The 18533-nt window shown below is 69.0% G+C and carries 18 protein-coding genes and 1 pseudogene; 10 read left to right on the top strand and 9 right to left on the bottom strand.

Going from position 1 to position 18533, the window contains the following annotated elements:
• Window positions 1-58: 58 nt before the first annotated feature.
• Window positions 59-556, bottom strand: coding sequence for a transcription elongation factor GreA (greA, locus tag AB0N14_RS02635; protein WP_366023901.1), 498 nt, complete (start codon window positions 554-556; stop codon window positions 59-61).
• A gap of 167 nt (window positions 557-723) precedes the next feature.
• Complete coding sequence (locus AB0N14_RS02630; RefSeq protein ID WP_366023900.1) at window positions 724-1122, bottom strand: DUF4307 domain-containing protein; 399 nt, start codon at window positions 1120-1122, stop codon at window positions 724-726.
• Between the two features lie 158 nt (window positions 1123-1280).
• Here AB0N14_RS02630 and mca point away from each other — a divergent pair, with 158 nt between their 5' ends.
• The 4 genes and pseudogenes from mca to AB0N14_RS02610 all read left to right on the top strand — a co-directional run.
• Window positions 1281-2159: a mycothiol conjugate amidase Mca gene (gene mca, locus AB0N14_RS02625; protein ID WP_366023899.1), complete on the top strand. Its 879-nt coding sequence runs from the start codon at window positions 1281-1283 to the stop codon at window positions 2157-2159.
• Window positions 2160-2165: 6 nt separating this feature from the next.
• Entirely contained in the window at window positions 2166-2435 is a 270-nt protein-coding gene (locus AB0N14_RS02620; RefSeq protein ID WP_366023898.1) for a hypothetical protein, read from the top strand.
• A gap of 238 nt (window positions 2436-2673) precedes the next feature.
• Window positions 2674-4719, top strand: coding sequence for a thioredoxin domain-containing protein (locus tag AB0N14_RS02615; protein ID WP_366023897.1), 2046 nt, complete (start codon window positions 2674-2676; stop codon window positions 4717-4719).
• Window positions 4692-5732, top strand: a pseudogene (locus tag AB0N14_RS02610) (galactose oxidase early set domain-containing protein); the annotation flags it as partial. The gene AB0N14_RS02615 and the pseudogene AB0N14_RS02610, both read left to right, overlap by 28 nt.
• Here the strand turns inward: AB0N14_RS02610 and AB0N14_RS02605 are convergent.
• Together AB0N14_RS02605 and AB0N14_RS02600 are read right to left on the bottom strand one after the other, a co-directional pair.
• Window positions 5729-6460, bottom strand: a complete 732-nt coding sequence (locus AB0N14_RS02605) for a Mut7-C RNAse domain-containing protein (protein ID WP_366023896.1) — start codon at window positions 6458-6460, stop codon at window positions 5729-5731. The pseudogene AB0N14_RS02610 and the gene AB0N14_RS02605 sit on opposite strands and share 4 nt — an antisense overlap.
• Before the next feature lie 85 nt (window positions 6461-6545).
• A complete protein-coding gene (locus AB0N14_RS02600; RefSeq protein ID WP_366023895.1) occupies window positions 6546-6704 on the bottom strand; it encodes an Arc family DNA-binding protein in 159 nt (52 codons plus the stop codon).
• A gap of 14 nt (window positions 6705-6718) precedes the next feature.
• Here AB0N14_RS02600 and AB0N14_RS02595 point away from each other — a divergent pair, with 14 nt between their 5' ends.
• Window positions 6719-7945 (top strand): transposase, encoded by a 1227-nt coding sequence (locus tag AB0N14_RS02595; protein ID WP_366023894.1) that lies wholly within the window; start codon window positions 6719-6721, stop codon window positions 7943-7945.
• A 68-nt stretch (window positions 7946-8013) separates the two neighbouring features.
• Here AB0N14_RS02595 and AB0N14_RS02590 read toward each other — a convergent pair whose 3' ends face one another.
• On the bottom strand, window positions 8014-8661 hold the full coding sequence (locus AB0N14_RS02590; RefSeq protein WP_366023893.1) for a TetR family transcriptional regulator: 648 nt from the start codon (window positions 8659-8661) through the stop codon (window positions 8014-8016).
• A 302-nt stretch (window positions 8662-8963) separates the two neighbouring features.
• Between AB0N14_RS02590 and AB0N14_RS02585 the strand changes: the two genes are divergently transcribed.
• Window positions 8964-10010 carry a DUF6528 family protein gene (locus tag AB0N14_RS02585; RefSeq protein ID WP_366023892.1) on the top strand — a complete coding sequence of 349 codons (1047 nt, stop codon included), beginning with the start codon at window positions 8964-8966 and terminating at the stop codon, window positions 10008-10010.
• A gap of 127 nt (window positions 10011-10137) precedes the next feature.
• Here the strand turns inward: AB0N14_RS02585 and AB0N14_RS02580 are convergent, their stop codons facing one another.
• Window positions 10138-10851: a hemolysin III family protein gene (locus tag AB0N14_RS02580; protein ID WP_366023891.1), complete on the bottom strand. Its 714-nt coding sequence runs from the start codon at window positions 10849-10851 to the stop codon at window positions 10138-10140.
• A 308-nt stretch (window positions 10852-11159) separates the two neighbouring features.
• Between AB0N14_RS02580 and AB0N14_RS02575 the strand changes: the two genes are divergently transcribed.
• Window positions 11160-12983: a phosphoenolpyruvate carboxykinase (GTP) gene (locus tag AB0N14_RS02575; RefSeq protein WP_366023890.1), complete on the top strand. Its 1824-nt coding sequence runs from the start codon at window positions 11160-11162 to the stop codon at window positions 12981-12983.
• A 315-nt stretch (window positions 12984-13298) separates the two neighbouring features.
• Complete coding sequence (locus AB0N14_RS02570; RefSeq protein WP_366023889.1) at window positions 13299-13550, top strand: hypothetical protein; 252 nt, start codon at window positions 13299-13301, stop codon at window positions 13548-13550.
• Between the two features lie 224 nt (window positions 13551-13774).
• Here AB0N14_RS02570 and AB0N14_RS02565 read toward each other — a convergent pair whose 3' ends face one another.
• Together AB0N14_RS02565 and AB0N14_RS02560 are read right to left on the bottom strand one after the other, a co-directional pair.
• Window positions 13775-14200, bottom strand: coding sequence for a hypothetical protein (locus AB0N14_RS02565; protein ID WP_366023888.1), 426 nt, complete (start codon window positions 14198-14200; stop codon window positions 13775-13777).
• 100 nt (window positions 14201-14300) lie between these two features.
• Window positions 14301-15512, bottom strand: coding sequence for a pyridoxal phosphate-dependent aminotransferase (locus AB0N14_RS02560; protein ID WP_200419037.1), 1212 nt, complete (start codon window positions 15510-15512; stop codon window positions 14301-14303).
• A 125-nt stretch (window positions 15513-15637) separates the two neighbouring features.
• On the opposite strand from AB0N14_RS02560, the gene AB0N14_RS02555 reads away from it, so the two are divergent.
• Both AB0N14_RS02555 and AB0N14_RS02550 read left to right on the top strand, forming a co-directional pair.
• A complete protein-coding gene (locus tag AB0N14_RS02555; RefSeq protein ID WP_366023887.1) occupies window positions 15638-16384 on the top strand; it encodes a hypothetical protein in 747 nt (248 codons plus the stop codon).
• 144 nt (window positions 16385-16528) lie between these two features.
• The gene (locus AB0N14_RS02550; RefSeq protein WP_366023886.1) at window positions 16529-17431 is read left to right on the top strand and encodes a serine protease; all 903 of its coding nucleotides are present in this window, start codon (window positions 16529-16531) and stop codon (window positions 17429-17431) included.
• Between the two features lie 212 nt (window positions 17432-17643).
• Here the strand turns inward: AB0N14_RS02550 and AB0N14_RS02545 are convergent, their stop codons facing one another.
• Window positions 17644-18522, bottom strand: a complete 879-nt coding sequence (locus tag AB0N14_RS02545; protein WP_366023885.1) for a hypothetical protein — start codon at window positions 18520-18522, stop codon at window positions 17644-17646.
• Window positions 18523-18533: the final 11 nt, after the last annotated feature.

The following is an 18533-nucleotide window of genomic DNA, read 5'->3' as shown; positions in this document are numbered from 1 at the left end:
CCGAAGCGCCCAGGGGCCGCGAAGTGTCGGGAGAAGGCAGCCCTGGTAGGGCTCGGCCTCAGCCCTGGTAGGGCTCGGCCTTGAGGATCCGCACCATGGCCTTCTTGCCGTTCGGCAGCTCGTACTCGGCGTCCTCGCCGACCTTCTTGCCGTTCACACCCGTCCCCAGGGGGGACTGCGGTGAGTAGGTCTCGATGTCGCTGCTCGCGTACTCGCGCGAGGCCAGCAGGAAGGTCAGGGTGTCGTCCTCGTCACCGTCGAAGGCGATCGTGACGACCATGCCCGGTGCCACCACGCCCTCGGCCGCCGGAGCCTCGCCCACCTTGGCGTTCTCCAGGAGCTGGGTCAGCTGGCGCACACGGAGCTCCTGCTTGCCCTGCTCCTCCTTGGCCGCGTGGTACCCGCCGTTCTCACGCAGGTCGCCCTCCTCGCGCGCGGCCGCGATCTTGGCGGCGATCTCCGTGCGCGCAGGACCAGAAAGGTACTCCAGCTCGGCCTTGAGCTGGTTGTACGCCTCCTGGGTCAGCCAGGTGACGTTCTCGCTGGTCTGGGTCACAGGTGCTCCTCGTCGGTACTTGGAATACAAAGCATCGCCCTACCCAGAAGCATGTTCCTCCACGGGTGGGCGAAACCACGAGCCTAACAATTCACCGGCGAAAGGGGGAGGACATAAGCCATCAGAATTACTCAACGCAGGTCAGAGGCTACGCGACACGAGTGACATCAGTCGGCGTGACAGCCCAGCAGCTCCGCCGTCGTCCCCGGCGCGGTGGTGCGCAGCGTGACGACCTTGTCGATCTGTGTGGCGTGCCCGCCGAACCGGAAGTCCGCGCGGCCCACCTCGGTGCCGTCCGCCGCCTGGGACCGCAGGGTGCAGTAGCCGGTGGCGTCGGCGTCCTTGCGTACCTCCAGGTGGGCCTTGACCGTGTCCTGCGAGGTCTCGAACGTGATGACCTGGCCGCTGATCTCGTTCTGGACGACATAGTGGTACGCGAACCAGCCGACGAGCACGAGCAGCGCCGCTCCCAGCACACTGCCGACGATCTTGAGCGTGCGGTCGGCGCGCTCGTCCGAGGAGCGCCCGTAGCGGTCCTCGGGCAGTCGCGTGCTCACCGTGGTCATGATCGTCCTCTCGGCCGGGGGCCGGGACGGATGTCCCGAAAAGGACGTCCGGGGACCGGACCCGGAATTTTTCGCGCCCCGGTTCGGTCACTATAGAAGCCGCCCATCGCGCCGCATCACACCGGGCGCCGACTTGCCGACTGACCGAGGATCGAGTCTTGATTGACCAACTGCGACTGATGGCCGTGCACGCCCACCCCGACGACGAGTCGAGCAAGGGCGCGGCCACCATGGCGAAGTACGTGTCCGAGGGGGTGGACGTGCTCGTGGTGACCTGCACGGGCGGGGAGCGCGGCTCCATCCTCAACCCGAAGCTCCAGGGCGACAAGTACATCGAGGAGCACATCCACGAGGTACGCAAGAAAGAGATGGACGAGGCCCGCGAGATCCTCGGCGTCAAGCAGGAGTGGCTGGGCTTCGTCGACTCCGGCCTGCCCGAGGGCGACCCGCTGCCCCCGCTGCCGGAGGGCTGCTTCGCCCTGGAGGACGTCGACAAGGCGGCCGGCGAGCTGGTGAGGAAGATCCGCTCCTTCCGTCCCCAGGTGATCACCACCTACGACGAGAACGGCGGCTACCCGCACCCCGACCACATCATGACTCACAAGATCTCGATGGTGGCGTTCGAGGGCGCGGCGGACACCGAGAAGTACCCGGAGGCGGAGTTCGGCCCCGCGTGGCAGCCGCAGAAGCTGTACTACAACCAGGGCTTCAACCGGCCCCGCACCGAAGCCCTGCACAAGGCGCTGCTCGAGCGCGGGCTGGAGTCGCCCTACGGGGAGTGGCTGAAGCGGTGGGACGAGTTCAACCGCGCCGAGCGCACCCTGACCACCCACATCCCGTGCGCCGACTTCTTCGAGATCCGTGACAAGGCGCTGATCGCGCACCGCACGCAGATCGATCCCGACGGCGGCTGGTTCCGGGTCCCGATGGAGCTGCAGAAGGAGGTCTGGCCGACGGAGGAGTACGAGCTGGCGAAGTCGCTCGTGGACACCTCGCTCCCGGAGGACGACCTCTTTGCAGGCGTCCGCCGGCCCTGAGGGACAATGCCTGACATGAGCGCAAGCGTGAGCCTGGCTGTGACGCACCTGGTGCCGCTGGCCGACGTCGACGAGAACAAGGTCACCCCCGGTGTCCTCGGCTTCATCGTCTTCGCGGTGATGGCAGTGGCCGTGTGGGGACTGATGAAGTCCATGAACAAGCACATGGGCAAGGTGTCCTTCGAGGAGGACGCCGACGCCTCGAACGAGGAAGCAGGGAAGAAGGGCTCGGGCACGGCGGCGGCCAAGGGCACGCCCAAGGCTCAGCAGGGCTGACGGCTCAGCAGGGCTGACGGCTCAGCAGGGCTGAGGGCTCCCCGCTCGTCCCCGGCTCCTCTCCCCTCGGGATGAGCTCGCGCTTCGCGGTGCCGTGAACGGCCTCGGCCGATGCGGCACCGCCGGGCGACACGGCCGTGGTGGCCGAAAAGCGCCCACACATGCGAGGACGCCCCCGTGGGCGCGCCCGTCGGACCGCTGTTCTCCGCGGTGCCCGTCGCCGTGGGAGAGTGGAACGGTGAACCGACTGGCCCATGAGACGTCCCCGTATCTGCTCCAGCACGCCGACAACCCCGTCGACTGGTGGCCCTGGTCGGACGAGGCCTTCGCCGAGGCCCGAGAACGAGGCGTACCGGTGCTGCTCAGCGTCGGTTACTCCAGTTGCCACTGGTGTCATGTCATGGCTCACGAATCCTTCCAGGACGACGCGACAGCCGCGTACCTGAACGAGCACTTCGTCAGCATCAAGGTCGACCGCGAAGAACGCCCCGACGTCGACGCCGTCTACATGGAGGCCGTCCAGGCCGCGACCGGCCACGGCGGCTGGCCCATGACCGTCTTCCTCACCCCGGGTGCCGAGCCCTTCTACTTCGGCACCTACTTCCCGCCCGCCCCCCGCCACGGCATGCCCTCCTTCCGGCAGATCCTGGAAGGCGTCCAGCAGGCCTGGGCCGATCGGCGGGACGAGGTGACCGAGGTCGCCGGGAAGATCGCGCGGGACCTCGCCCAGCGCGAGATCAGCTACGGCGACACCCGGGCGCCCGGCGAGGAGGAGCTCGCCCAGGCGCTCCTCGGACTCACCCGTGAGTACGACGCGCAGCGGGGCGGCTTCGGCGGGGCGCCCAAGTTCCCGCCGTCCATGGTGATCGAGTTCCTGCTGCGCCACCACGCCCGCACCGGCTCCGAGGGCGCCCTGCAGATGGCGCGGGACACCTGTGAGCGCATGGCCCGAGGCGGCATCTACGACCAGCTCGGCGGCGGCTTCGCCCGCTACTCCGTCGATCGCGACTGGGTGGTGCCGCACTTCGAGAAGATGCTCTACGACAACGCCCTGCTGTGCCGCGTCTACGCGCACCTGTGGCGTGCCACCGGCTCCGACCTCGCCCGCCGGGTCGCCCTGGAGACCGCCGACTTCATGGTGCGGGATCTGCGCACCGCCGAGGGCGGGTTCGCCTCAGCGCTGGACGCCGACAGCGACGACGGAACGGGCCGGCACGTCGAGGGCGCGTACTACGTGTGGACCCCGGAGCAGCTGAGGGAGGCCCTCGGCGCCGACGACGCCGAACTCGCCGCCCGGTACTTCGAGGTGACCGAGGAGGGCACCTTCGAGCACGGCTCCTCCGTGCTGCAGCTTCCCCAGCAGGAAGGCGTGTTCGACGCCCAGCGGATCGAGTCGATCCGGCGCCGCCTCTTGGAGAAGCGGGCGGGGCGCCCCACCCCGGGCCGCGACGACAAGGTGGTCGCCGCCTGGAACGGCCTCGCGATCGCCGCGCTCGCCGAGACCGGCGCGTACTTCGACCGCCCCGACCTCGTGGACGCCGCGCTCGGCGCCGCCGACCTGCTGGTACGGCTGCACCTGGACGAGCACGCCCGTCTGGTCCGTACGTCGAAGGACGGCCGGGTGGGCGCGAACGCGGGCGTGCTGGAGGACTACGCGGACGTGGCCGAGGGCTTCCTGGCGCTCGCCTCCGTCACCGGTGAGGGCGTGTGGCTGGAGTTCGCCGGGTTCCTGCTCGACCACGTGCTCACGCGGTTCACCGACGACAGCGGCACGCTCTACGACACCGCCGCGGACGCCGAGAAGCTCATCCGCCGCCCCCAGGACCCCACCGACAACGCCACCCCGTCGGGCTGGACCGCCGCCACGGGCGCGCTGTTGTCGTACGCCGCCCAGACCGGTTCGGAACCCCACCGTGCCGCGGCCGAGCGGGCGTTGGGTGTCGTCAAGGCGCTCGGGCCGCGGGTGCCGCGCTTCGTCGGGTGGGGGCTCGCGGTCGCCGAGGCGCTCCTCGACGGGCCGCGCGAGGTCGCGATCGTCGGCCCGGCGCTCGACGACCCCGGCACCAGGGCCCTGCACCGCACGGCACTTCTGGGCACGGCACCCGGCGCGGTCGTGGCCATCGGCACCCCGGAGAGTGATGAGCTGCCACTCCTGGTTGACCGGATTCTGGTCGATGATGAACCGACCGCATACGTCTGCCGTAACTTCACGTGTGATGCCCCGACCACCGACCCGCAGAGGCTCCGCACGGCCCTGACTCCGACCCCGACGCCAACCGGCTGACGGACATCATCGACCTCAAGCAGGCCGGCCCGGCCCACGTCGCCGGGCCGCCGCTGCCGCAGGGCGCGGTCGACCTCGGAGGCGGCAAGGTCGCCGAGACCGGCAACCAGGGCAAGATGTACGTCTCGGCGGTCCTGATGCCCGACGGCAAGGTGCTGGAGACGGGCGGCGCCCTGCACAACCGTGCCAACCCGGTCTACGAATCGTCGATCTTCGACCCGAACACCTCCACGTTCGACCCGGTGGCCGCCGACCCCGAGTCTCGGGGCTACCACTCCTCCGCGTTCCTGCTGCCGGACGGCCGCATCATGGCGACCGGCGACAACCCGGGCAACGGCACGTGGAACCACAACGTGTCGATCTACTCCCCGCCGTACCTGTTCAAGGGCACCCGCCCGACGATCACCTCGGTGATCACGAACGAGTGGACGTACGGCACCACCCAGCGCATCACGGTCGACCGGCCCATCGCGAAGGCGGAGCTGATCCGGCCCGCGGCGGTCACCCACTCCTCCGACCCGAACCAGCGGTTCGTGGACCTGCCGCTGTCGGTGAACGGCAACAACGTCGACCTGAACGTGACGAGCAACCCCGACCTGGCCCCGCCCGGCTGGTACATGCTCTTCGCGGTCGACGCGAACGGCGTCCCGTCCGTGGCTCAGTGGATCCACCTCCAGGGCCCGGCCGCCCTGAGCGCGGACACGGCCACCACCGCCCACGTCCACTCCTTCGCCGACTCCCTGGAGGGCAGGACGACGAGTGCGGGTCGCAAGCACACCTCGCAGAAGGTCAGCCCGACGATCTCCGGCTGCGACCGGCACTACGGCTCGGTCAACGTGTGCGTGCCGACGGTCTTCCCGCCTCAGGTGAAGAAGACGACGGCCGCCCGCTGCGCCTGGCTGAAGACGAACGACTACGGCCGCCTGAAGGTCGACGGCAAGGACGACCCGCTGGGCCTCGACCCGAACCGGGACGGGATGGCGTGCTCCCGGGGTGACATGAAGAGGCGTTAGCCCGGGCTCGATCCCTGCGCGAGGGCGCGCTCCACGATCGCCTCCAGCTGGTCGTGGTGTGCGCCCTTCCAGTACGCGCGGCCGCAGTCGAGGCAGCGGGCGAAGACGTCGTACGTCCGTCGCGTGCCGTGTTCGAGCTGGTCGGCGACCTCGTCCTTGGTGGCGTCGCGCAGCAGGCCGTTGCAGGCCGTGCAGCGCGTCCAGGGCCGCAGCTCGGGCGCGAACCGGTCGAGCACGTCGCGGAGTTGCTCCTCGGGCCCGGTGCTGTAGACGAACGCGCCCGCCCACAGCTCGCGGCGGCGCAGCAGCCCCCGGTCACGGCTGAGCATCACCCGGCGCTCGGCGGCGGACCGGGCCGCGAGGGCCGCGTCCCCGATGTCCGTGGACTCGTACGCCGCGTCCACGCCGAGCAGCCGCAGCCGGCGGGCCAGGGTGCCGAGGTGGACGTCGAGGAGGAAGCGGAGCGGGGCGCCCGGCACCCGCTGGGGCCGCTCCACGGGGCGCACCTCGATGGTCTCCCCGGCAGCCGGCACATGGGACGCGGCCACGACGTGGCCGTCCACGACGAGCGCCCCGACCTCGGTCAGCGGCACACCGAGCGACTCGACGACATGACCGAGCGTGGACGCCCCGTCGGTGACGACCTGCGTGGGGCGCCCGCGCCGCGCATGCGGAACGAAGAGCCCCAGCTCGGGGGCGAACTCGATGTGGATCTCGGGTCCGTTCACCTGATACCTCCGAGGATGCCCCGGCCTTCAGGCCGGGGAGAAATACGGACCCCTGCGGAGCAGGGTAGCGAAAGAGCAATCGCCGTCAGGGCGATGGGTCGTCTCCGTCCACCAGGCCGAGCGCGACCTCAAGCAGGTGGACGATCTCAGAGTTGAGGGACCGCCGGTCGGCGCGAGCCTCATCAACGAGCCGTGCATGCAGTTCTGTTGGCAGGCGGAGAGAGATCCGCTTCTCGTCTTCCATGCTAAAATGATGCCATGGTGACACCACAGAAGCAGCGGGAGGATGCCGGGCACGCCCGGTACACCTACCGGCTGCGCGTGTCGTCGACCGCCCGCACCACCCTGCTCGCCGAGTGGGACCGCTGCCGCTGGGTGTGGAACGAATGCGTTGCCAAGTCCCGGCAAATACACGCCCACAATCGCGCGCACCCGGACGACAAGCTGACGTGCGGCCCGGCCCAGCCCGACAAGATGCTGACCGAGGCCCGCGCCAAGCTGTCGTGGCTCCGTGACGGCGCGTCGGTGCCGCAGCAGCAGACCATCCGGGACTTCGGCATGGCCCGCTCCAAGGCGCTGAAGGACATCAAGAAGCGGCTGCCGATCCGGCAGGGCGCGGGCATGCCCAGGGTGAAGAAGAAGCGCGAGGCGCTGCCCACGCTGAACTACACCACCCGTGGATTCCGACTGAAAGACGACCGTCTGCACCTCGCTGGCGGGATCGTTTTGACGGTGGTGTGGTCGCGGGACCTGCCCTCCGTACCGTCCTCGGTACGGAGGTACCGGGACAGCCTCGGGCACTGGTACGCGTCGTTCGTCGTCGCCACCGAAGTCCAGTCGCTCCCCAAGACCGGCCGCGCGCTCGGCGTGGACTGGGGCGTCAAGGAGACCGCGACCACCACATCCGACGCGCACGACCTGCCGCACGCCCAGCACGGGAAGAACGTCACGCAGAAGCTGGCCCGCTATCAGCGGATGATGGCGCGCCGTAAGCCCGCACGCGGGCAGGCTGCGTCCAAGGGCTACCGCGAGGTGCAGTGGCAGACCGCGAAGCTGCACAAGAAGGTCGCGCGGCAGCGGCAGGACACCGCTCGCAAGTGGGCCAAGCGCGTCGTCCGCGACCACGACGCGATCGCCGTCGAGGACTTCCGGCCGAAGTTCCTCGCCAAGACCACCATGGCGCGCAAGGCGGCGGACGCCGCGATCGGCGCCACCAAGACGGCCCTGATCGAGATGGGCCGCAAGCACGGGCGGGACATCCGTCTCGTGCACCCCGCGCACACCACCATGGACTGCGCGTCGTGCGGAGCAAGAACCAAGCACGCACTTCCTCTTTCGGAACGTACCTACACCTGCACCGCGTGCGGAGTCGTGTCCCCGAGGGACAAGAACTCCGCGCGCGTGATGCTGATCCGGGCTGGTCTCATCCCGGCTGGTGTTGAGGGCATAAGACCTCCGGGAGCGCTGCTCCCGGAGGCAGCCTGAGCCAGGAATCCCCCTCCTTCCGGAGGGGGAGGACGTCAACTGGTCAGGATGGCACGCGCGCGGGCGGCTCAGGAGCCTTCGGGTCTCCGCTCGAGTCCGTGTTCCATGACGTCCAGCGCCCGGTCCATCAGGTCACGGAGCTCGCCCTCGAAGCCGTTCTCCGCCCAGTACATGGACACCTCCATCAGGCCGCCGATGAGCGCCATGGCGCAGACGCGCGCTTCAAGGCTCTCCGGGTCGCGGCCGGTGCGCTCCGCGAGGGCCTGGCGGAGCAGGCGCCCGGTCTCCGACATGCTCTCGAAGTACCGGGAGCGGACAGCGGGGACCTGGGCCCCGAGGTGCGCCCGCAGCCGGAGCACCTCGGGATCCTCCTGCTCGCTCAGCTCGAGGGCCTTGCCCATCACGTACCGGATGGAGTCCATCCATGGCTCGTCCTCGGGCCGCGCGCGCAACGCCTCCAGCATCAGGGGGTCGTACTCGTCCGTGAGGACGATGTCCTCCTTGGTCGGGAAGTAACGGAAGACGGTGGACGGCGACACCTCGGCCCGGTCGGCGATCTGCTCGATCGTCGTGGCGTCGTACCCCTGCTCTCTGATCAGCGCGTACGTCGCGGCACGGATCGCTTCGCGGGTCTTGATCTTCTTCCTCTCCCGCAGTCCGAGTCGGGGGCGGTCGGCGGGGGAGTAGGGGGAACGTGCGGCCGTCATGACGGTCATTCTCTCCGGTATCCGCCCCGGTGACGGCCAAGGCCGGGGCTGCCTGCGGCTCGCCCCGCGCGGCGGTCGGAATCTCCGGCCGACCGGCTTTGAGGAGGATCTCGGGATTCCGGTGACGGCGGGGAGATCGAACGGACGTCAGAGGCCCCGGACGGGTCGCCCGGACGGCGCCCGGCACCGCAGCAGGCCCACGCCGACCTTGAGACCGTGGTCGCAGTGTGTCGGTGTGACTATTCCCGCGCCCGCGTGCGCCCAGGGCGCGTCACTCAACGACCCGAGCCTCGACTGATAACTCTGTCACCGTGAGAAATCCGGCACTATTCGCTACACACATTTCCAGGGGTCCGGGCCTGACGCGGCGGCGCTTTTTGCGTGCAGGTGCCTCGGCTGCAGCCATTTCTCATGCTGGTGCTCCCACGGCTGCCTCACAGGCCATTCCTCGTCCGATCACCGACCGCGAGTTGATCGTCCTCTGTGATCAGCAATCACAGTCAGCAATCCTCACGGAGACCGGAATCCTGAGAGCCTACCGTGAACGTCGACTGGACCTGACCGCGCTGTGGTCCTGGTCTCCCGCATCGGATGCAGACCTGGCCGACCTGCTCCCGTCCAGGAGCTGGATCAACGTGAGCGAGGCCAAACAAGTGGAGACGCCGGACGGCACGCTGCTCCTCACGTGCGCCTCGGGCGGTATGGCCGTCGCCTTCAACCGTAGTCGTGGATTCACTTATTGGGCGTCGAATATCCCTGGCTCAAGCAATCTCCACAGTCTGGAAATGCTGCCGGACGGCAATATCGCCGTGGCTGCCAGCACAGGCGGGTTCATCCGTCTTTACACATCGTCCCAGGGCCCACGCTCCAGCCACTACGTGCAGCACCCCCTGCCCGGGGCCCACGCCGTCTCGTGGGACGCAAGGCAGCGCCTGCTGTGGGCGCTCGGCGCCTCGGAGCTGTGCGCACTCGCTGTCGACGGGACCAGGGCCGCACCCAGCATCACCCTGCAACGCCGGCTTGCCCTGCCCGACAAAGACGGCCACGATCTCGCTCCGGTCATCGGCGCGCCCGATGACCGCTGGGTGACCACGGGCCGCCATGTCTACCGGGTATCCCTGACGAGCGGAAAATTCACTCACGCCACTGCACCCGGCGGCATCGACCAGGCTCACGTCAAGAGCATCAGTCAGCATCCGACAACGGGCCAGGTCATCATGGTCAGCCCTGACGATCAGACCCCCTGCAGTTGGTGCAGTTCGCGTGTCGACTTCGTGGATCCGACCCGGCAGGACGCATTGATCGGCACAAGTGTGTATAAAGCACGATGGTGGCTCGGGGGCCAGTCGGATGGCTGAGCCGGGCTCGGTGTGGGTGGTTCGCCGACTTGACCGATGCAGGATGTGTCGGTGTCGTTCCTCGTGCTGAACGGGGACGGCCACGGCTTTTGGGAAGCCGTGGCCGCGGGGGAAGTGCTTTGATCAGCTACGTGTGCTGGTACGCCACCAGCGAGATGCACACGTAGTGCACGACGAACGCGGCGAGCGTGAAGGAGTGGAAGACCTCGTGGAAGCCGAACCACCGCGGTGACGGGTTCGGCCGCTTGATGCCGTAGATCACGCCGCCCGCGCTGTAGAGCAGCCCGCCGACGACGACGAGCACCAGTACCGTGATCCCGCCCGCCTGCATGAAGTCGGGGAGGAAGAAGACGGCCGCCCATCCCATCGCGATGTAGCACGGTGTGTAGAGCCAGCGCGGGGCGCCGACCCAGAAGACCCGGAAGGCTATGCCTGCCGCCGCGGCGGCCCAGATCCCCCACAGCAGCCACTGCCCCTTCGAGCCCGGCAGGAGCAGCAAGGTCAGTGGCGTGTAGGTGCCCGCGATGATCAGGAAGATGTTCGCGTGGTCGAGCCGGCGCAGCACGCCGTCCATGCGCGGGCTCCAGTTGCCGCGGTGGTACAGCGCGCTCACGCCGAAGAGCAGACAGGCCGTCAGCGCGTAGATACTGCAGGCGATACGGCCTCTCGCGGAGTCCGCGAGGGCCGTGAGGACGAGGCCCGCGACGAGTACGGCCGGGAACATCCCCAGGTGCAGCCAGCCGCGGAGCTTCGGCTTGACCGGGTGGGGCAGGGAGAGCGCTACGGGACCGTGGCCTGCTGCCGGCGAGTCCGTGGGCGCGTCGGGGACGGACGCAGTCATGCGCGGCATGGTACCTACGGAACCGTAAGTTGTGGATCAGAGTGCGACCGATATCACCCGTCCCGTCCGGACTGTGGGGGTACGGCCGCCGCGCAAAAAAACCTTCTGTCGAACTCTACGTGCACGCAAAGAAACGCGGCGACGTGTGGCGATCCCCACTCCGCTCAGGTGTGACGTCCTCTGGACAGATGCGCAATCTCGTCGGATGATCAAATGAGTGCGGTCGGCACCGGATGAGCGGCTACGAAGCATCCGGGTCGCAGCCCCCACGGGGCAATCAACACAAAATCCCTCATCTAGGAGCGATCGTGGCGCGCGACATCGCGGCTCCCTCAACCGTCCCCACCCAGCACAAGGACCTGATCTCGTGGGTCAACGAGGTCGCCGAACTGACGCAGCCGGACAGCGTGGTCTGGTGTGACGGATCCGAGGCCGAATACGAGCGCTTGTGCGATGAGCTCGTCCGCAAGGGCACCTTCAAGAAGCTCGACCCGATCAAGCGCCCGAACTCGTACTACGCCGCCTCCGACCCGACGGACGTGGCCCGGGTCGAGGACCGGACGTTCATCTGCTCCGAGAAGGAGGAGGACGCGGGTCCGACGAACCACTGGAAGGCGCCCGCGGAGATGCGGGAGATCTTCCAGGGCGAGAACGGCCTGTTCCGCGGCTCCATGCGCGGCCGGACGATGTACGTCGTGCCCTTCTGCATGGGCCCCCTCGGCTCGCCGCTCTCCGCGATAGGCGTGGAGATCACGGACTCCGCGTACGTCGCGGTCTCCATGCGCACCATGACGCGCATGGGCCAGGCGGTCCTCGACGAGCTCGGCTCCGACGGCTTCTTCGTCAGGGCCGTCCACTCGCTGGGCGCCCCGCTGGAGGCCGGCCAGGAGGACGTCCCCTGGCCCTGCAACTCGACCAAGTACATCTCGCACTTCCCGGAAGCCCTGGAGATCTGGTCGTACGGCTCCGGCTACGGCGGCAACGCGCTGCTGGGCAAGAAGTGCTACGCGCTCCGTATCGCCTCCGTCATGGCGCGTGACGAGGGCTGGCTGGCCGAGCACATGCTGATCCTCAAGCTCACGCCCCCGCAGGGCGAGTCCAAGTACGTCGCCGCCGCCTTCCCGAGCGCCTGCGGCAAGACGAACCTCGCCATGCTGGAGCCGACGATCTCCGGCTGGACCGTCGAGACGATCGGCGACGACATCGCGTGGATGCGGTTCGGCGAGGACGGCCGCCTGTACGCGATCAACCCTGAGGCCGGCTTCTTCGGCGTCGCGCCCGGCACGGGCGAGCACACCAACGCCAACGCGATGAAGACGCTGTGGGGCAACGCGGTCTTCACCAACGTCGCCCTCACCGACGACAACGACATCTGGTGGGAGGGCATGACCGAGGAGTCGCCCGCCCACCTGACCGACTGGAAGGGCAACGACTGGACTCCGGAGTCGGAGACCGCGGCCGCCCACCCCAACGCCCGCTTCACGGTCCCGGCCTCGCAGTGCCCGATCATCGCGCCGGAGTGGGAGGACCCGAAGGGCGTGCCGATCTCGGCGATCCTGTTCGGCGGCCGCCGCGCCACGGCGGTCCCGCTGGTGACGGAGTCCTTCGACTGGAACCACGGCGTCTTCCTCGGCGCGAACGTGGCGAGCGAGAAGACGGCGGCGGCCGAGGGCAAGGTCGGCGAGCTGCGCCGCGACCCCTTCGCCATGCTCCCCTTCTGCGGCTACAACATGGGCGACTACATGGCCCACTGGATCGAGGTCGCCAAGGACAAGGACCAGTCCAAGCTGCCGAAGATCTACTACGTCAACTGGTTCCGCAAGAACGACGAGGGCAAGTTCGTCTGGCCGGGCTTCGGCGAGAACAGCCGCGTCCTGAAGTGGATCGTGGAGCGCCTGGAGGGCAAGGGCGAGGGCGTCGAGACCCCGATCGGCATCCTGCCGGCCAAGGGTGCCCTGGACACGAACGGCCTCGAACTGTCGGACTCCGACCTGGAGTTCCTGCTGACGGTCGACAAGGAGGTGTGGCGCGAGGAGGCGGCCCTGATCCCCGAGCACCTCAACACCTTCGGCGACCACACCCCGAAGGAGCTGTGGGACGAGTACCGTGCCCTGGTGCAGCGCCTGGGCTGACGCCCCATTTGAACTCCGCGGCCGGTCGGACTTGCCCTGACCTGCGACGTCGTCAGGACCGGCCGCGGTGACAGCATCAAGCGAGGCCGGGGCCCGTACAACGGTGTACGGGCCCCGGCCTCGCTGCGTCATGACCCACTCGGCGTGAAGAATATGCCGCTGGCTCACTCCCGGCGGCTTTTTTCGGTGCGGAGGCCGCTCGGGTGATCTCCTTCTGTGACACGGACCGGATCGTAACCATTGAGTTGCCGTGAGTTAGGAATGAATGTCCCGGCCGGTCCCCAGGGCCCGTCCGGACTGACTGACACCTACACCGTGACGGACGCCACCCCGATCACCTCTGCCGACCTCCTCGGGACGGCGTCCATCGCGACGTGCGCCGACAACAACGACGAAGTCACCGGCGGTGGATACCTCGTCTCCGGCCCGCTGAACGCTGTCAACGTGGTCGAGAGCCGTCCGGTCGACTCCGCTCCCGACGCGTGGCGGGTCAGCGCCGACGCCCTCCTGCCCGCCGGGACGACCGTCACGGCCTATGTCGTCTGCGCGAGGGTTCCGGGCGTGTAACTCCCGAACGATCGGCGGCGTGATCTCGGCCGGCCGTACCACCGGGGAAAGGCGACGGCGCCTCGAGGCTTCGGTCTCGTGGGTGCCGTCCGCCGTTTCCGACGACGCGCCGTGCTGAGCCCAAGTGAACGCGGGCCGGCCGAAGTCGTGGCGCCCGGTCCGCGCGTCTTGGTCGTCCACGCGGACCGGGGCCGTCGAGGGGAGCCGTCGTGCGGCTCGGAGGCTCAGCCCGCGGTGATGGGCTCGCGCGGGTCGGCCAGTGCGGCGCTGTGTGCGTCCATGCGTTCCGCCGACAGGATCGCCGCCGCCGTGTCCGCGCGGGACGCCGCCACCACCAGGGCGCGGCCGGCCAGTGCGTGGGCGCGGCGGTGGAGCGCCATGACGTGGGACTCGCCCCCGCGCTGGGTGGCCGTGGCACGGACCGGCGGCACACCGCGCAGGCGTGCCACCTGCCCGGCGAGGCGTTCGGCGGCCGCGTCGAGGTCCGGGCAGGGTGCGAGCGCACGCAGGTCGTCCGTCACCGTGAGCAGCGCCGCCAGATGGCCCGCGAGCTGGATGTCCAGCTCCTCCTCGCGTGAGCGGTGCGGGAAGTCGGCGTCGGTGGGGTCGGCCATCGTGTGGACCGACTTGGTGCGGATCGGTTCGTACATGAGATGGCCTCCTGTGCTCTGCCAGGAAGCCATCTTAGCTTAGAAGTCGTCTAAAGTTGGCTGGATCGCAGAATCGGTCGGTGCTCGCGCATCGCAACCTTCACGGCTGGCTGTAGCCGTCCAGGAAGTTCCCGATGCGGGTGATCGCCGATGTCAGGTCGGCCACCGTCGGCAGGGTCACCACTCGGAAGTGGTCCGGCTCGGTCCAGTTGAAGCCCGTTCCCTGGACGACCATGATCTTCTCGCGGCGCAGCAGGTCCAGGACCATCTGCCGGTCGTCCTTGATCTTGAAGACCTTCGGGTCGAGGCGGGGGAAGAGGTACAGCGCGCCCTTGGGCTTCACGCAGGTCACGCCCGGGATCTGGGTCAGCAGGTCGTATGCCGCGTCCCGCTGCTCCTTCAGTCGCCCGCCCGGCAGTACCAGGTCGTTGATCGTCTGGCGGCCGCTGAGTGCCGCCACCACGCCGTGCTGGCCCGGCATGTTCGCGCACAGGCGCATGTTCGCCAGGATCGTCAGGCCCTCGATGTACGACTCCGCGTGCGCCCGGGGGCCCGAGATGGACATCCAGCCCACCCGGTAGCCGGCCACCCGGTACGCCTTCGACATGCCGTTGAAGGTGAGGGTCAGCAGGTCCGGGGCCACCGCGGCGGTGGGGATGTGCCGCGCGCCGTCGTAGAGGATCTTGTCGTAGATCTCGTCGGAGCAGACGAGCAGGTTGTGGCGGCGGGCGATGTCCGTCAGACCTCGGATGACCGTCTCGTCGTACACCGCGCCCGTCGGGTTGTTCGGGTTGATGATGACGATCGCCTTGGTGCGGTCGGTGACCTTCCGCTCCACATCCGCGAGGTCCGGCATCCAGTCGGACTGCTCGTCGCAGCGGTAGTGGACGGCCGTGCCGCCCGACAGGGACACCGCCGCGGTCCACAGGGGGTAGTCGGGTGCCGGTACGAGTACCTCGTCGCCGTCGTCCAGCAGGCCCTGCATGGCCATCACGATCAGCTCGGAGACGCCGTTGCCGATGAAGACGTGCTCGACGTCCGTCTCGATGCCGAGGGTCTGGTTGTGCATCACGACCGCCCGGCGCGCGGCCAGGAGGCCCTTGGCGTCGCCGTAGCCGTGTGCCGTCGAGACGTTGCGGAGGATGTCCTCGAGGATCTCGGGCGGGCAGTCGAAGCCGAAGGCGGCCGGATTGCCGGTGTTGAGCTTGAGGATGCGGTGACCCGCCGCCTCCAGCCGCATCGCCTCCTCGAGAACCGGGCCCCGGATCTCGTAGCAGACGTTGGCGAGCTTCGTGGACTGGATCACCTGCATGTCCGCGAGCTTACGGCCGCGTAACGGCGCACGCGGCGTGTTTTCCACCACGTGAGACGGGAGAGATCGGCCGGTTGTCACCGCGACTGCACCACCACTCCCTCTCGCCTCTACAATGCGCGCACATGTCATGGCAGCATCACCCCGGTGACGGGGCGTACGGCCCGGATGACGGGGCATACGGGTCGAACGGCGCGGCGGCCGGGTACCCCGCCGGTGCGTCACATCCGGGTGGCGGCGAGGACGGGAATCAGCCGAACGTGTATCACCCGTACGCCGTAGCGGAGCCGGACTACGACGGCTACGCCGATCCGGCGGTCGCCCACGGCTGGCAGAACGCCTACGACGAGACCCGCGAGCTGCCTGTGACACCTGTGAGTCCCGGTGGCGGCAGTGATCCCGGAGTCGTCGGGGAGACCCGCGCTTCGCGGCGCCGGGCCCGGACCCCGTCGCGCTCCCCTCTGCCTCGCCGTGCGGCCCTCGCCGTGGGCGCGCTCGGTGCCGTGGGCGTCGTCGTCGCACTCGCCGGCGGCTTCGGCTCCGGTTCCTCCAGCGCACCTGCGGACGCCGGGCAGTCGGCCCGGCCGGAGGCGGCACCGTCCGCGTCGCCCACGGAGGCGACCGCCTCCTCCACCGCCACCGAGCCGTCCCGTACCGCCGCATCCGTGGCCGCCGTCACCAAGGCGTCCGCCACGCCCGGCGCCTCACGAGGCGCCGCCCCGGTGCCGGCGGCATCCGAGACGCCCACATCCGCCGCGCCCACCGCCGGGGGGTCCTCCGCCTCTCCGACCGTCACCGCGAGCGCCACCACGCCGGGCAACTTCGGCGGCAAGCCCGGCCGTGGGCGGGGGGCCACCAAGGCGCCGAAGTAGGACAGCCGCCCGGAGCCCGCGGCCGAAAACCGCTCCTTGTCCCCGCACGCCCCTCCATTGACAATGCGCATGACAAGTCAGGGACGGCCGGAAGACCTCCGGCCGTCCACGTCATCGCCACCTCATCGAGAGGGGACCCCCCACATGAGCAAGCCTCTCGCCGCCGCGCTCCTCGCTCTGGCTCTGGCCGGAGCCGGCGCGGCGCCGGCGGTCGCGGCACCCGCGCCCGCCGGGACGGCGACGGTCACGGCCGCCCCAGCGGCAACCGCCGCGTCCGCCGGGACGGCGACGAAGGACAGGACGGCCACGATCCAGGCCGTCGACTTCGCCGGCACCGTCTCGCTCAGCAACTGCTCCGGCTCCGTCATCCGCTTCCCGAACTCCGCGGACAGCGATCCCGCGCTCGTCCTGACCAACGGCCACTGCCTGGAGACCGGATTCCCCGGGCCCGGCGAGGTCATCGTCGACCAGGCCTCCAGCCGCTCTTTCGGCCTGCTCAACTCGTCCGGCACCAGGATCGCGACGCTGCGCGCGAGCAAGGTCGCCTACTCGACGATGACCGACACGGACATCACGATCTACCAGCTCACCCGCACCTACGCGCAGATCAAGAGCTCCTACGGCATCAGTGCGCTCACTGTCGCCGACACCCATCCCGTCGCCGGCACCGCCATCAAGGTCGTCTCCGGCTACTGGAAGCGCATCTACAGCTGCAACATCGACGGGTTCGTGTACCGGCTGAAGGAGGGCGACTGGACCTGGAAGGACTCGGTCCGTTACACCTCCGCCTGCGACACCATCGGCGGCACCTCCGGGTCGCCCGTCATCGACAACGCCACCGGCAAGGTCGTCGCCGTCAACAACACCGGCAACGAGGACGGTGAGCGCTGCACGGAGAACAACCCCTGCGAGGTCGACGCGAGCGGCAACGTCACCGTTCGCCAGGGCATCAACTACGCAGAGGAGACCTACCAGATCCCGGCCTGCTTCGGCGCCGGCAACAAGCTGAACCTCAGCGCGAGCGGCTGCGTCCTGCCCAAGCCGTAGGAGACCAGTCCGGCGGGCGGTCCGAGGTCACACGCGAGTCCTGCGGATCGCCCGCCCCGCAGTACGTCCGTCCGCCGCCCGTCCTCGTTGACGACCGCGGGAGGCGCGGCGGCTCCGGCCGGCCCGGAGTCCTTGGGCGCTCCGGCCACGGCCCGAGCATGAGTCCCGGAAGCCACTGCCGGGCATGCGGAGGGTCTCGTAGTCGCGGTCGGTCAGTCCTGCGCGAACAACTCCTCCGTGCCGGCGGCCGTGAGCGCCCGGTCGAACCAGGTGACGAGGGTTTCGAGGTCGGTGCAGGTGACGATGCGCTCGCGGGCGGCTTCGGGGATGTCGATGCCTCGGAGGTCGAGGATGCGGAGAATGTCCTCGGCCTTGCCCTCGGCCTTGCCCTTCAGGCGGGTCTCCTCGATGAGGGTGCCGCTGCCGGGGAAGCGGCTGGTGCGGGTGGCCATCAGTTGCCTCCAGAGTGCGCGGGTCTGGGCGTCGCCCAGGCCGATCTCGGTGAATTCAGCCCAGTCCGCTGCGGTGTCGCCTCCGGTGCTGGCGAGAGCTGTCGCCAGCGCGTCCAGTATCGCAGGGAGGGCGGGATCCTTGGCGTGGGTGAGTGCGGAGAAGACTGAGACGGGGAGGTCTCGTGCCGCCTCGTCCGGGTCGGTGATCGCGGGGAAGTTGTCGGGGCCCAGGACCAGTGGGAAGACCGCGATGCTGGTGTGGGTCGGAGGGCCGATGCGGATGGGTTCTGCTGCCCAGGACGCGGTGGTCTTGTCCTGGCACACGACGAGCAGGATCGGGGGCAGCTCGTACTTGGCGTACAGGTGGGCCAGGTAGTACGTCCAGCTGTTGAGCTTGTCCGGGTCGCGTCTGCCCTGCGACTCCACGGCGAGCAGGTAGCTTCCGTCGCCGGCCGTGTCGATCCGCAGCAGGGTGTCCACACGGCGTTCCAGCGGCTTGATCTCCGTGAGATCGGTGTCCAGGAGTTGGATCGCCGTGGTTTCGGGGAAGGCGATGCCGGCCTTCGGGAGGGCCCGGGTGAACAGACCCGGGTCCTCCCTGAAGATCTGGTGCAACGCCTCGTGTGCTGAGCTGACCATGTGACGCAAGG

Origin of the sequence: Streptomyces sp. NPDC051104 (assembly GCF_040682835.1) — a bacterium.
Lineage (GTDB): Bacteria > Actinomycetota > Actinomycetes > Streptomycetales > Streptomycetaceae > Streptomyces > Streptomyces cynarae.
The sequence above is the reverse complement of the archived record's forward strand: the minus strand, read 5'-3'. Positions and strand labels throughout refer to the sequence as shown.

Coding starts and splice junctions, on each gene's coding strand:
- AB0N14_RS02620 (WP_366023898.1), top strand. CDS start 2,166: ATGCCTGACATGAGCGCAAGCGTGAGCCTGGCTGTGACGCACCTGGTG.
- AB0N14_RS02555 (WP_366023887.1), top strand. CDS start 15,638: ATGTCATGGCAGCATCACCCCGGTGACGGGGCGTACGGCCCGGATGAC.
- AB0N14_RS02560 (WP_200419037.1), bottom strand. CDS start 15,512: ATGCAGGTGATCCAGTCCACGAAGCTCGCCAACGTCTGCTACGAGATC.
- AB0N14_RS02600 (WP_366023895.1), bottom strand. CDS start 6,704: ATGGAAGACGAGAAGCGGATCTCTCTCCGCCTGCCAACAGAACTGCAT.
- AB0N14_RS02590 (WP_366023893.1), bottom strand. CDS start 8,661: ATGACCGTCATGACGGCCGCACGTTCCCCCTACTCCCCCGCCGACCGC.
- AB0N14_RS02550 (WP_366023886.1), top strand. CDS start 16,529: ATGAGCAAGCCTCTCGCCGCCGCGCTCCTCGCTCTGGCTCTGGCCGGA.
- AB0N14_RS02580 (WP_366023891.1), bottom strand. CDS start 10,851: ATGACTGCGTCCGTCCCCGACGCGCCCACGGACTCGCCGGCAGCAGGC.
- AB0N14_RS02565 (WP_366023888.1), bottom strand. CDS start 14,200: ATGTACGAACCGATCCGCACCAAGTCGGTCCACACGATGGCCGACCCC.
- AB0N14_RS02545 (WP_366023885.1), bottom strand. CDS start 18,522: ATGGTCAGCTCAGCACACGAGGCGTTGCACCAGATCTTCAGGGAGGAC.
- AB0N14_RS02595 (WP_366023894.1), top strand. CDS start 6,719: ATGGTGACACCACAGAAGCAGCGGGAGGATGCCGGGCACGCCCGGTAC.
- AB0N14_RS02630 (WP_366023900.1), bottom strand. CDS start 1,122: ATGACCACGGTGAGCACGCGACTGCCCGAGGACCGCTACGGGCGCTCC.